This window comes from Parafrankia elaeagni, from assembly GCF_000374165.1.
Taxonomy (GTDB): Bacteria; Actinomycetota; Actinomycetes; order Frankiales; family Frankiaceae; genus Parafrankia; species Parafrankia elaeagni.
Genome location: NZ_KB893716.1, coordinates 12754 through 24523 on the forward strand (window position 1 = coordinate 12754; position 11770 = coordinate 24523).

At 72.9% G+C, this 11770-nt stretch carries 13 protein-coding genes and 1 pseudogene; 11 read left to right on the top strand and 3 right to left on the bottom strand.

The annotated features are described in order from the left end of the window. The first annotated feature begins 231 nt into the window (after nucleotides 1-231). The 11 genes and pseudogenes from B207_RS0110250 (at nucleotide 232) to B207_RS38180 (ending at nucleotide 9585) form a co-directional block, all read left to right on the top strand. Nucleotides 232-1107 (top strand): FAD binding domain-containing protein, encoded by an 876-nt coding sequence (locus B207_RS0110250; protein ID WP_018636436.1) that lies wholly within the window; start codon nucleotides 232-234, stop codon nucleotides 1105-1107. Continuing rightward, nucleotides 1100-1570, top strand: coding sequence for a (2Fe-2S)-binding protein (locus B207_RS0110255; protein WP_018636437.1), 471 nt, complete (start codon nucleotides 1100-1102; stop codon nucleotides 1568-1570). The genes B207_RS0110250 and B207_RS0110255 overlap by 8 nt, the downstream gene beginning before the upstream one ends. Continuing rightward, on the top strand, nucleotides 1567-1737 hold the full coding sequence (locus B207_RS39660) for a hypothetical protein (RefSeq protein ID WP_154675260.1): 171 nt from the start codon (nucleotides 1567-1569) through the stop codon (nucleotides 1735-1737). The genes B207_RS0110255 and B207_RS39660 overlap by 4 nt, the downstream gene beginning before the upstream one ends. A gap of 14 nt (nucleotides 1738-1751) precedes the next feature. After that, nucleotides 1752-2543 carry an SRPBCC family protein gene (locus B207_RS0110260; RefSeq protein WP_018636438.1) on the top strand — a complete coding sequence of 264 codons (792 nt, stop codon included), beginning with the start codon at nucleotides 1752-1754 and terminating at the stop codon, nucleotides 2541-2543. Nucleotides 2544-2596: 53 nt separating this feature from the next. Then, nucleotides 2597-3493 carry an AAA family ATPase gene (locus B207_RS0110265; RefSeq protein WP_018636439.1) on the top strand — a complete coding sequence of 299 codons (897 nt, stop codon included), beginning with the start codon at nucleotides 2597-2599 and terminating at the stop codon, nucleotides 3491-3493. Between the two features lie 3 nt (nucleotides 3494-3496). Beyond that, complete coding sequence (locus B207_RS0110270) at nucleotides 3497-4636, top strand: vWA domain-containing protein (protein WP_018636440.1); 1140 nt, start codon at nucleotides 3497-3499, stop codon at nucleotides 4634-4636. Next, on the top strand, nucleotides 4629-5831 hold the full coding sequence (locus B207_RS0110275) for an XdhC family protein (RefSeq protein ID WP_018636441.1): 1203 nt from the start codon (nucleotides 4629-4631) through the stop codon (nucleotides 5829-5831). Before B207_RS0110270 ends, B207_RS0110275 begins: the two co-directional genes overlap by 8 nt. Next, nucleotides 5828-8161: a xanthine dehydrogenase family protein molybdopterin-binding subunit gene (locus tag B207_RS0110280; protein ID WP_018636442.1), complete on the top strand. Its 2334-nt coding sequence runs from the start codon at nucleotides 5828-5830 to the stop codon at nucleotides 8159-8161. The genes B207_RS0110275 and B207_RS0110280 overlap by 4 nt, the downstream gene beginning before the upstream one ends. Nucleotides 8162-8192: 31 nt before the next feature. Further along, nucleotides 8193-9053, top strand: coding sequence for a nitroreductase family protein (locus B207_RS0110285; RefSeq protein WP_018636443.1), 861 nt, complete (start codon nucleotides 8193-8195; stop codon nucleotides 9051-9053). A gap of 33 nt (nucleotides 9054-9086) precedes the next feature. After that, nucleotides 9087-9233: pseudogene (locus B207_RS42800) on the top strand (PPOX class F420-dependent oxidoreductase); the annotation flags it as partial. Nucleotides 9234-9432: 199 nt separating this feature from the next. Beyond that, nucleotides 9433-9585 (top strand): SDR family oxidoreductase, encoded by a 153-nt coding sequence (locus B207_RS38180; protein WP_018636444.1) that lies wholly within the window; start codon nucleotides 9433-9435, stop codon nucleotides 9583-9585. Between the two features lie 103 nt (nucleotides 9586-9688). Here the strand turns inward: B207_RS38180 and B207_RS0110295 are convergent, their stop codons facing one another. The 3 genes from B207_RS0110295 to B207_RS0110305 all read right to left on the bottom strand — a co-directional run bounded on the left by B207_RS0110295 (nucleotide 9689) and on the right by B207_RS0110305 (nucleotide 11763). After that, entirely contained in the window at nucleotides 9689-10309 is a 621-nt protein-coding gene (locus B207_RS0110295) for a YdeI/OmpD-associated family protein (protein ID WP_018636445.1), read from the bottom strand. 102 nt (nucleotides 10310-10411) lie between these two features. Continuing rightward, nucleotides 10412-11035: a permease gene (locus tag B207_RS0110300; protein ID WP_195905272.1), complete on the bottom strand. Its 624-nt coding sequence runs from the start codon at nucleotides 11033-11035 to the stop codon at nucleotides 10412-10414. 65 nt (nucleotides 11036-11100) lie between these two features. Beyond that, on the bottom strand, nucleotides 11101-11763 hold the full coding sequence (locus B207_RS0110305; protein ID WP_018636449.1) for a TetR/AcrR family transcriptional regulator: 663 nt from the start codon (nucleotides 11761-11763) through the stop codon (nucleotides 11101-11103). Nucleotides 11764-11770 lie beyond the last annotated feature (7 nt).

Here is an 11770-nt window from a genome sequence, read left to right on the forward strand (position 1 = left end):
CTGTGCTAAAACGAGTGTTCAGCAGGCCGGTTCGGACTTCCCGTCCACTGATAAACACGACGCCCGAGAGCGTCGGTACGAGCACGTTGACGCGAACACGAAGGGGCGCGGGAACGCGATGTTACGGTGGCCCAGGCAGGATGCAGGCAATCACCTCGGGCGCACACAGGTGCGGCTCGGCTGGAGGGGCGCGGGCGGCGCCGCTCCCGGTGTTCCGGAGAGGTCGCTCCCGTGAAACCGGCGCCGTTCGCCTACCACGCGCCAGCCAGCCTCGACGAGGCTGTCGCGCTGCTCGCCGAGCACGGCGACGGTGCCAAGGTCCTCGCCGGCGGGCAGAGCCTCGTTCCCATGCTCGCCCTGCGCCTCGCGGTCTTTGATCATCTGATCGATCTCGGGCGCATACCGGAGCTGCGGGGTCTCGAGCACCGGGGCAACACGATCCGTCTCGGCGCCGGTACCACCCACGCGGCAGTCGGCTCGTCCGCCGAGGTCGCCGAGGCGGTCCCGCTGCTGAGCCGGGCGACACCCTTCATCGGTCATTTCCAGATCCGCAACCGCGGCACGATCGGCGGTGCGATCGCCCACGCGGACCCGGCTGCCGAGTATCCGGCAGTCGCGCTGGCGCTGGAGGCGGAGCTGGAGACGGTGTCGCCCCGCGGGCAGCGCACCATCCCCGCGGCCGACTTCTTCACCGGCACCTGGACGACGGCGCTCGCCGACGACGAGATCCTGACCGGCGTCACCTTCCCGGTCTGGGGCGGCCGCAGCGGGCATGCGATCGAGGAGCTCGCCCGGCGCCACGGTGACTTCGCCGTCGCGGGCGCGACCGTCGCCCTGGAACTCGACGACGACGGGCGCGTCAGGCGGTGCGCGATCGGTCTGCTCGGCCTCGGCTCGACACCGGAACGCGCCACCGCCGCGGAGGCGACCGCCACCGGCACGGCCATCGCCGACGTCGACGCCCAGGGCGTCGGCGAGGCGGCGATGGCCGCCCTCAGGTCCGTCCCGGCCGACCTCCACGGGTCGGCCGACTACCGCAGGCGCGTCGGCGCCGCGATGGTGGCCCGTGCCTGGCGGCGCGCGGCGCAGGAGGCTCTCCATGAATGAGATCGAGATCGAGACGCGCGTCAACGGCCTCGCGCGCCGCGGGCGGGTCGAACCACGACTGACGCTGGCCGACTACCTGCGGGAGCACTGCCACCTCACCGGGACACACCTCGGGTGCGAGCACGGGGTGTGCGGGGCGTGCACGGTCCTGCTGGACGGCGCGGCGGTACGGGCCTGCCTCGTCCTCGCGGTGCAGGCGGACGGCGCCGAGGTCACCACGATCGAGGGGCTGGGTGAGCCTGACGCGCTGTCGCCCGTGCAGGAGGCGTTCCGCGATCACCACGGCCTGCAGTGCGGCTTCTGCACGCCGGGCTTCGTCGTCTCGGTGACCGCGTTCCTCCGTGACAACCCCGACCCGTCCGACGACGAGATCCGCGCCGGCCTGTCCGGCAACATCTGCCGCTGCACGGGCTATCAGGGGATCATGAAGGCCGTGCGGGCCGCGGCGCGCAGCACGCCGTGACCACTCTCGGGCCGTCGGCGGCGCACCCGGGCCCGGGTGCGCCCGGGCTGGCACAGCTGCCCGCGGCCCGGGCCGCGGACCCCGGCCGCGGCCGTTCTCCCCACGACGACCTCTACCGGGCCCCGAGGCAGCGGCGGGCCCGCCGCGCCCGGGTTCGCATTCTCTAGGAGACGGATCATCCATGGAACTGACCAACGAGTTCCGCGTCGCCGCCAGCCCCGCCACCACCTGGGCGGTTCTCACCGACCTCGAACGCATCGCACCCTGCATGCCGGGCGCGCAGCTCCTGGAGGTCGCCGGCGAGGAGTACCGCGGTGCCGTGAAGGTCAAGGTGGGCCCGATCACCGCCCAGTACAGGGGAACAGCGACCTTCCTCGAACGTGACGAGGCGGCGCACCGCGCGGTCCTCAAGGCCGACGGCAAGGAGACCCGCGGCCAGGGCAACGCGTCGGCCACCATCACCGTCACCCTCGCCCCCGACGGCGACGGCACGAAGGCCGTCGTGCTGACCGACCTGCACATCACCGGCAAGGTCGCCCAGTTCGGCCGCGGTGTGATCGCCGACGTCAGCGCCAGCCTGCTGGGCCGCTTCGTCGACTCCCTCGAGTCAACCGTGCTCAGGGGCGACGACGACACCGCTCCGCCCGCCCCCGAGCCCGTGCCGGCGGCCGTGGAGACCTCCGCGGCGGCTCCGGCCGCGTCCGCTCCCGGAGTCGCTGCGGCTCCCTCGGCCGGATCCGCTGCGGCTCCCGCCGCCGTTCCCGCCGCCGCCGTCGTCGACCCGGCCGGAGCCGCGGCGCCAGCGAAGCCGGTGACGCGTGTCATCAACCAGCCGGTGGCCGAGCCCGTCGACCTGCTCGGCACGGCCGGGGCGCCGGTGCTGAAGCACTTCGCCCCGCTGTTCGCCGCCTTCCTGGCGGGGTGGCTGCTGAACACTCTGCTGCGCGGTGCACGGCAGCGGCTCTGCGGCTAGAGATCCCGCTCCGTCCGCGTTCCTGCACGAGTTGAGCGGTGGTAGCTCCCGTCATGTCGTTCCCCGACTTCGCCGATCCGACCGCCGTGGCGGACGCCCTCGAAGCGGCCGGCTATCTGCCGAGCCCGGGGATCGCCACCGCGGTGTTCCTCGCGATGAGGATGCACCGGCCGTTGTTCGTGGAGGGCGACCCGGGAGTCGGCAAGACCGCCCTGGCGCACGCGCTGACGGAGATCTGCGGCGTCCGGCTCCTGCGCCTGCAGTGCTACGAGGGCATCGACGCCAGCCAGGCGCTCTACGACTGGGACTTCCCACGGCAGATCCTGCACCTGCGCGCCGCGGGCTCCGACCCCACCGCCGGCGCTGGCGGTGCCGGTGACCGGGGGGATCTCGAGGCGTCCCTGTACGACCGGCGGTTCCTGATCGCCAGGCCGATCCTGCTCGCTCTCGAGCAGAGCCCCGCCGTCCTGCTCATCGACGAGATCGACCGCGCCGACGACGAGTTCGAGGCGTTCCTGCTGGAGGTGCTGGCCGAGAACGCCGTGACGGTGCCGGAGCTCGGCACCATCACGGCGGACGTCCCCCCGCTGACCGTGATCACCTCGAACCGCACCCGCGAGGTGCACGACGCGCTCAAGCGTCGCTGCCTCTACCTGTGGCTCGCGCACCCCGACTTCGACCGGGAGGTCGCGATCGTGCGGTCACGGGTACCCGACGCGGCGGTACGGCTCGTCGCCGACGTCGCCCGGACCGCGGGCCGGCTCCGCACGGCCGACCTCCTCAAGCCACCCGGCGTGGCCGAGACGATCGACTGGGCGCACGCTCTGCACACCCTCGGCGCCAGCCGCCTGGACGAGGAGGCGGCGCGGGCCACCCTCGGCGCGGTGGTGAAGTACCGCGAGGACTTCGTCCGGGTGGAGCGCAGCCTCGGCGAGTTACTCGGAGGCTGAGCCATGAACCTGGACCACGCCCCGACGCCACCCGACCCGGTGGTCGCCCTGACCGGCTTCGCCCGCATGCTGCGCGCCCAGGGTGTCCCGGCCGACACCAGCCGGCTGGCCGCCGCGGTCGAGGCGGTCGCGCACCTCGACGCGACGGATCCCACGGCGGTGTACTGGGCCGGCCGGCTGACCCTGTGCGCCGAGCCGGACGACCTGGCTCGGTACGACACCCTGTTCGAGGAGTGGTTCGGCCCGGCCGCGCGCGCCGGCGGCCCCCCGACCCCGCCACCACCTCCGCCGGCGCGGGCCGGTGCGGTCCGCGCGGCGCGCGCGTCGTCCCAGACCCCGCCGGGCCACGACGCCCTGGGGGAGGAGGACGAGCTGGCGGTCGCCGCCAGCGAGGCCGAACGCCTGCGCCACAAGGACGTCACGCAGCTCACCACGGCGGAGCGGGCCGAGGTGAACCGGCTCGTCGCACTGCTCGCTCCCCGGGCGGGGGTGCGCCGCACCCACCGCTGGCAGCCCGGCCGCGGCCGGCGCCTCGACCTACGGCGGACGGTGCGCGGCATGGTCCGCGGCGGCGAGCCCCTGCGGCTGCCCACACTGCGCCGCCGGGTGCGTGCCCGCCGGCTGGTCCTGCTCATCGACGTCAGCGGTTCGATGGCCCCCTACGCGGACCTGATGCTGCGCTTCGCCCACGCGGCGGTGCGGGTGCGACCCGCCGGCACCGAGGTGTTCACCGTCGGTACCCGGCTGACCCGGCTGACCCCGCACCTGCGCCTGCGCGATCCGCAGGAGGCCCTCGACGCGGCCGGCAGAGCCATCCCGGACTGGAGCGGCGGCACCAGGCTCGGTGAGTCCCTGCGAGCGATGCTGGACCTGTGGGGTCAGCGCGGCGCCACCCGGCAGGCCGTCACCGTGCTCGTCTCGGACGGGTGGGAGCGTGGTGACGTGACCCTGCTCGGCGAGCAGACCGCCCGGCTCTCCCGGCTCTCCCACCGGGTCCTGTGGGTGAACCCGCACCGGGGGCGGGAAGGGTTCGCACCGGTCGCGGCCGGGATGGCGGCCGCCCTCCCCCATGTCGACGAGCTGCTGGCCGGGCACACGTTCGACGCACTCCAGGAACTGGCAGAGGTGATCCTCCATGCGTGATGTGCTCGAGGAGCTCCATCGGTGGTGGTCGGCCGGTGAGACGGTCGGCCTGGCCACCGTCGTGGGCACCTGGAAGTCCGCGCCGCGCCAGCCGGGCGCCGCGATGCTCGTCGCCCCCGACGGCACCGCCGCGGGCAGTGTCTCCGGCGGATGCGTCGAGGGCGACGTCTACGAACTCGCCGGCTCGTGCCGGACGACCGCCGCCCCGCAGCTGCGGCGCTACGGCGTCAGCGACGACGACGCGTTCTCCGTCGGCCTCACCTGCGGCGGGATCATCGACGTCTTCGTCGAACCCGTGAGCCAGCAGACCTTCCCCGACCTGGGTGAGATCGTCGACGACATCCGGGCCGGACGTCCGGTGGCGGTGGCGACCCTCGTCAGCGGGGTCGCCGACAGCCCGGTCGGGGCCCGGCTCGTCGTGCGGCCCGACACCGTCGCGGGCTCACTCGGCGGGCCCCGTCTCGACGACGCCGTCCGCGACGACGCCCGCGGCCTGCTGGAGCGGGGAACCACCGCGGTCCTGCGCTACGGCCCGCGCGGGGAACGGCGCGGCACCGACGTCGCCGTCTTCGTCGCCGCCTACGCACCGCGCCCGCGGATGATCGTGTTCGGCGCGATCGACTTCGCCGCCGCGGTGGCCCGCATCGGCACCTTCCTGGGCTACCGGGTCACCGTCTGCGACGCGCGGGCGACCTTCGCGACGCGGGCGCGGTTCCCCGATGCCGACGAGGTCGTCGTCGAGTGGCCGCACCGGTACCTCACCCGCACCGAGGTCGACGAACGCACCGTCGTGTGCGTCCTCACCCACGACCCGAAGTTCGACGTCCCGCTGCTCGAGGTGGCGCTGAGAATGCCGCTGGCCTACCTCGGTGCGATGGGATCGCGGCGCACGAACGACGACCGCCTCGCCCGCCTGCGGAAACGCGGGTTCACCACGGCGGACCTCGCCCGGCTGCGCGCCCCCATCGGCCTCGACATCGGCGGCCGAACCCCGGAGGAAACCGCCGTCTCCATCGCGGCGGAGATCATCGCGTCCCGCTGGGGCGGGTCGGGTGCGCAGCTGAGCTCCGTCTCGGGCCCCATCCACCACGATCCTGTGACCGGCCCCGACCCTGGGACCGGCTCCGCTGTGACCGACTCCGATGCTGTGACCGACTCCGATCTCGAACTACTGCCACTGTGGAGGAAAGCATGACGGATGTCGCCGTCACGACGGCCGCTGCCCGTTACACCGGTGCCCGGGTACGGCGAGTCGAGGACCCGCGGCTGCTGACCGGGCAGGGCACGTTCGTCGACGACATCACGCGGCCCGGGATGCTGCACGCGTGCTTCGTGCGCAGCCCGTTCGCCCGGGCGCGCATCGTCGGCATCGACACGTCGGCGGCGCTCGCGCTCGACGGGGTCCATGCCGTGTTCGTCGCCTCGGACCTCAATCCCGGCGTCCACGAGCAGTGGCACGCAGTCGTCGGGCGCGACGTCCCGGACACCCCGCGGCCCGCTCTCGCCGAGGGCGAGGTGCGTTTCGTCGGCGATCCCGTCGCGCTCGTGGTCGCGGTCAACCGCTACGTCGCCGAGGACGCGATGGAACTCGTCGACGTCGACTACGACCCGCTGCCCGCGGTCGCGAACTACGAGCAGGCGCAGGCCTCCAGTGAGCGCGTGCACGAGGCCTACGCCAACAACGTCGCCGGAGAACTGCGCGGGGCGCCGCCGGACGAGATCGACGAGGTCTGCCGGACCGCCGCCCATGTCGAGACCGGGACCGTCTACCAGCAGGCGTACGCCCCGGTACCGATGGAGACCCGGGGCATCGTCGTGGAGTGGTCGGGCGGGGAGCTCACGATCTGGGCGACGTCGCAGGCGCCGCACGAGCTGCGGGCGTTCGCCGGGCGGCTGCTCGGCATGCCGGAGCACCGCGTCCGGGTCATCATGCGGGACGCCGGTGGCGGCTTCGGGCAGAAGGTCCAGGCGCTGCGCGAGGACATGTGCATCCTGCTCGCCGCGAAGAAGGTGCCGGCGGCGCTGAAGTGGATCGAGGACCGGCGCGAGAACCTCATGGCCGGCAACATGGCCCGCCATGAACACGGCCTGGCGCGCATGGCCTTCGACGCGGACGGCACCATTCTCGCCGCGCAGATCGACCATGTGCAGGACGTCGGGGCGTACCCGACGCCGTGGCCGGTGGGCACCTCGGTGGCGGTCTGTCTGATGTTCCCCGGCCCGTACCGCGTGCCGCTCGCGACCTGGTCGACGACGTCGGTGTTCTCGAACACGCTGGGCCGCGGCGCGTACCGCGGGCCGTGGCAGTACGAGTCGGTCGCCCGGGAGGTGCTGCTCGACAACGCGGCCCGGCACATGGGCATCGACCCGATCGAGCTGCGCCGGCGCAACTTCCTCGCCCGCGCCGACATGCCGCACGTGAACCCCTGCGGGATGCCCTACGACCACATGTCGCCCCGCGAGGTGTTCGAGGAGGCACTGACGCTGCTCGACTACGACGCCTTCCGCCGCGAGCAGGCCGAGGCCCGCGCGAACGGGCGCTACATCGGCGTCGGCACCTGCAGCTACGTCGAGCCGACCACCGCCGGCATGCCGTACTACGCGACCGAGGGCGCGACCATCCGCATCGAGCCGACCGGCGCCGTCAACGTGTACGTCGCCGGCGGCTCGACCGGCAACAGCCTGGAGACCACCGCCGTCCAGGTGGCGGCCGACGTGCTCGGTGTGGACATCGACGACGTGAACAGCATCCAGGGCGACACCGCCGTCACGCCCTTCGGCGGCGGCACCGGCGGCAGCCGCAGCGGCTCGATGATCGTCGGTGCGGTCGGGTCGACGGCGGAGATCCTGCGCGAACGCATCATCGCGATCGCCGCGCACCGGCTGGAGGCAGCGGTCGACGACATCGAGCTCGGGAACGGCCGGGCGACCGTGCGCGGCACCCCGACGGTCGGCCTGTCGATCGCCGAGATCGCGAACATCGCGTACTTCGAGTCCGGCAGCCTGCCGCCCGGTGTGCAGCCGGGGCTGGAGGCGAGCGGCCGGCACCAGGCGCAGGCCCCGATGCTCTGGGCGAACGCCACGCACGTGTGCACCTGCGAGGTCGACACCGTGACCGGGGTCGTCACGTTCCTGCGCTACATCGTCAGTGAGGACTGCGGGCCGCGGATCAACCCGAACATCGTCGAGGGCCAGATCGACGGCGGCACCGTGCAGGGCATCGGCGGTGCCCTCTACGAGGACCTCGCCTACGACGACGACGGCAACCCGGTCGCGACCACCTTCATCGACTACCTGCTGCCCACGATCGCCGAGGTTCCCGAGATCGAGCACGTCCACCTGGAGACGCCGGGCCCGGGGCCCGGCGGCCACAAGGGCGTCGGTGAGGGCGGCGCGATCGGCGCGCCCCCCGCCGTCATCAACGCGGTGGCCGACGCGCTCGCCCCGTTCGGTGTCACCATCACCCACCTGCCGCTCACCCCGGCCTCCATCGTCACGCTCCTCGACGGTCGGACGGCCCCGTAGCCTGGCGGCGGCGAGCAGGAGGGTCTGATCGATGACCAGGCGGGAGACGGACGTGGCGCAGGAGGCCGACGCCGGTGAGGTGAGCGCCGGTGAGGTGAGCGCCGGTGAGGTGAGCGCCGGCGGGGAGGGCGGTACCGCGGAGACGACCTGGGCGGCACCGCTTCCGGCGGACACGGTGGGCCTGCTGGAAGGGCTGACGACCACGCGGGCCATCCGCCGGTACACCGACGAACCGGTGCCGCGCCAGGCGTTACGGGCCATGCTGTTCGCCGCCACCCGGGCGCCGAGCGGCTCCAACCGGCAGCCGTTCCGGTTCATCGTGCTGACGGACGGCCCGAAGGCTGCCGCGGCGAAAGCGTTGATCGGGCAGGCCGCCCGGCGGGTCTGGAACGGAAAACGCCAGGCGGACGGATACGACAGCGGCTCAGGGAGACAGACCGACTCGCCCAAGGCCCGGACGGCGCGCGCGATGCAGCAGTTCGTCGACGAGTTCGAGCGGATCCCGGTGGTCGTTCTCCCGTGCCTGGTCCGGTACCGCGACCCGACGCCGTCCGAAGGTGCCTCGGTGTATCCGGCCTGTCAGAACCTGCTGCTCGCCGCCCGCGCGCTCGGTTACGGCGGCGCGTTCACCGGCTGGAACTTCGCCGTCGACGCCGAGCTGAGAGACCTGTTGGGAGTGCCGGCCAACACCTTCGTCGCCGGCACGATCACGCTGGGCAGGCCGGCGGGCCGGCACGGCCCGGTGCGCCGGCGCCCGCTGGCGGAACTCGTGTACGAGGACGAGTGGGGCGGGGTGGCGGACTGGGCGCTCGACCCGCCCGGAACGGAACACACCTCGGCGGGCCCGCCCCGGCCGGCAACGCCCGCACGGCGCGGCGAAGGGCCGCGGTGACGACACCGACCGCAGGGGGAGGATCTCGATCCCATGTCGTTCACGGACCAGGAAATCGCGTACCTGCGATCGCAGCCGGTTGCGCGACTCGCGACTCTTTCCTCCACTGAACAGCCCGATGGGGTCCCCTCGCCTTCGAATTCGACGGGACCTACCCTCTGGGTGGGAGGTTCCGGCCCCCTCCGGCGGGCGAGTCAGCCTGCGCGGCGGGAACCGCAGCGGCCCCAACGGCCGGCGGCAGGGCAAGGACGGCCGCGAGCAGAACACGGCCCGGGCGGGGAAAAAGGCGCATCAGTACTCCGCATCGGCAGATGTCGGACGGAATCTGGCGCCGGGCCTGCATGTCACGGACACCATCCGCCAGGAGTTCACCCCGCAGATGATCGAGGGCCACCGGCACCACCAGTTCCTCGATCTGGAGGGCAACGAGCAGGACATCGTCGACGCGATGCTCTACCTCTGCTCGGCGAAGGCGCGTTTCGTCACCGGCGAGACGATGCGCGTCACCGCCGGCTATGCGAGCTCCCTCTGACTCGACCTGCGCCCTCGAGACCGAGCACGCTCGTGCGAGAGCCGTCAGTGCCGTCAGTGCCGTCAGGTCCCAGCGCCGTGGCCGAGAGCGGTGTTCGTCCCGGTCACTGGGGGTGCAGCGGCTCCCCGCGTTCGAGCATCGCGACGAGTTTCGCCAGGCGGTTCACCCGACTGGACGGACTCGGCGCTGCCAGGATCCGATGCAGAACGGCGTAGCGGTCTCGGCGGTTCAGTTCCGCGAACGCCGACCCGGCAGCCGGTGACGCGGCCAGTGCGGCAGCCAGGTCGTCGGGCACCGTCGCCGTGGCCGCTCCGGCGTAGGCCCGATCCCATCGTCCGTCCGCCTTCGCGCGGTCGATCTCGGCGTGCCCGCGGGGACGCATCCGACCCTCCTCGATCAGGCGCGCCACAAGTCCGGTGTTCCGCAGGGACCACAGCGAGTTCCTGCGGCGTGGGGTGAACCGCAGGCGGAAGGTCGCCGCGTCGACGCTCTTCTTCTGTCCGTCGATCCATCCGCTGCACAGCGCCTCATGCAGGGCGAGCTCGTAACTCAGCGACGTCGGAGAGGTGGTGCCCTTCTTCGCCAGCAGCAGCCACACCCCGTCGGAGACGGCCTCGTTCACGTCCAGCCAGGCCCGCCACGCCGCGACATCGGCAACTGTCAGTATCTCGGGCTGGGCACCGGTGCGCGGCTCCGCCCCGGCCGTCCCGTCGCCCTCGCCCATGACTTCCAGCCTACAAAGCCCGACCTGAGCGGAGGCGGGACAGCGCCGCAGCATAGGCGGTCGGATCGGCCAGTGCCCTGTCGACCTGAATTCGGCACGGGATCAGGGCAGGGGGTGGCCGTGGGCGGCGAGTTGCTCGCGGACAATGTCGCGAACGCGCTGCGCGTGGCGCTCGAGCCGTCCTCGGGGTACGTCGTCGAGCTGTGGTGGGGCGTTCGGGGTCGGCGGCCGACGCTCGGGAAAGGTGATCGGCAGCCGGCGGGTCCGCAGGTTCGCCCGCCGCCATCGGCGGTAGTCCCCGAACCGGGTCGGGGCGTCGTCCAGTGTGACGGGCGGGCCGCCGCGGCGCGGGCGCTGGACCACGACACCCGCCCACCGTTCCCGGTCGCCGCTTTCGGGGTCCGACGTGTTGGCCCACGTCGCGTGGACAACCTCGGACCAGGCGATGCGACGCCGGGACCAGGGACGGGTGACGACGAGCTGCGCGGGCTCGAAGCGGATCGACGTGCCCCACCACAGCAGCGGGGTGAGAAGCAGCCACCCGACCGCCGCGATCCCCGCCCCGGCGTCGCCCGACAGGTCCAGGGTCAGGGCCAGTACCGTTCCGACCAGGACAGCGGGCAGGAGTGCGACGCCGAACGCCTCGGTGAACTGCCCGGGCAGCGCCCGCACCGTCACGGTGGGCGCCGGTGGGTCGTCGGATGACGGATCATGCGCCGCGCTCACCGGCCCAGTGTGGCCGTGGCGGCCGCGCGGCCGCTGTCGAGCAGCGGACACCGCCTCACGGAGGCTCAGAGGCCGGTCGTCGGCTCCAGCATGGCCCGGGTCGCATCCATCCAGTTCTGGCCGGAGAGCCTGCGGAACGCGCTGACGAGGGTGGCTCCGAGATCGAAGTCCCGGGCGATGAGCCACTGGGCAGCAAGCCCGTCCCAGGTGGCGACGAACTGCCGGGCGACCTCGACCGGATCGAGGCCGGGGTGGGCCTGCCCGCTGCGTTGACGGTCGGCGACCAGCCGCGCGTAGGTCTCGACGGCGATCTGCCGGTGACGGCCGAGGAAGTCCTCCGCGGGATGGCCGGGGATCGCGGCGAGGCCGCCGAGCACGACGCGTAGACGCATCACCGGCTCCCTCGCGAGCGCGGCCTGGACATGGGCGCCGAGCGCGTCGAGGTCGAGCCCGGGCAGGCCGGCGTCGGGCGGCACTCCGTTGCGTTCGGCCTCGGCGACGGCCAGCTCGTTGTCCCGCTCGACGGCGGCGACGAGGAGGTGATCCTTGCTCGGGTAGTGGTAGAGGACGGTGGCCTCGCTGGCGCCGGCGCGCCGGGCGACGTCGGCGATCGTCACCTGCGAGTGCCCCTTCTCCAGGACGAGGTCGAGGACCGCCTGCGCGATCTCGCGCCGGCGGCCGGTCGTCCGGGCGTAGCGACCACGGGCGCGGCCGGCTGTCGATGCCATGCAAGGA

What these genes read in the sequence shown, in the direction of transcription:
- B207_RS0110285 (WP_018636443.1), top strand. Translation starts at nt 8,193, where the DNA reads ATGACCAGGCGGGAGACGGACGTGGCGCAGGAGGCCGACGCCGGTGAG.
- B207_RS0110255 (WP_018636437.1), top strand. Translation starts at nt 1,100, where the DNA reads ATGAATGAGATCGAGATCGAGACGCGCGTCAACGGCCTCGCGCGCCGC.
- B207_RS0110295 (WP_018636445.1), bottom strand. Translation starts at nt 10,309, where the DNA reads ATGGGCGAGGGCGACGGGACGGCCGGGGCGGAGCCGCGCACCGGTGCC.
- B207_RS0110305 (WP_018636449.1), bottom strand. Translation starts at nt 11,763, where the DNA reads ATGGCATCGACAGCCGGCCGCGCCCGTGGTCGCTACGCCCGGACGACC.
- B207_RS0110260 (WP_018636438.1), top strand. Translation starts at nt 1,752, where the DNA reads ATGGAACTGACCAACGAGTTCCGCGTCGCCGCCAGCCCCGCCACCACC.
- B207_RS0110270 (WP_018636440.1), top strand. Translation starts at nt 3,497, where the DNA reads ATGAACCTGGACCACGCCCCGACGCCACCCGACCCGGTGGTCGCCCTG.
- B207_RS0110265 (WP_018636439.1), top strand. Translation starts at nt 2,597, where the DNA reads ATGTCGTTCCCCGACTTCGCCGATCCGACCGCCGTGGCGGACGCCCTC.
- B207_RS0110280 (WP_018636442.1), top strand. Translation starts at nt 5,828, where the DNA reads ATGACGGATGTCGCCGTCACGACGGCCGCTGCCCGTTACACCGGTGCC.
- B207_RS38180 (WP_018636444.1), top strand. Translation starts at nt 9,433, where the DNA reads ATGATCGAGGGCCACCGGCACCACCAGTTCCTCGATCTGGAGGGCAAC.
- B207_RS0110275 (WP_018636441.1), top strand. Translation starts at nt 4,629, where the DNA reads ATGCGTGATGTGCTCGAGGAGCTCCATCGGTGGTGGTCGGCCGGTGAG.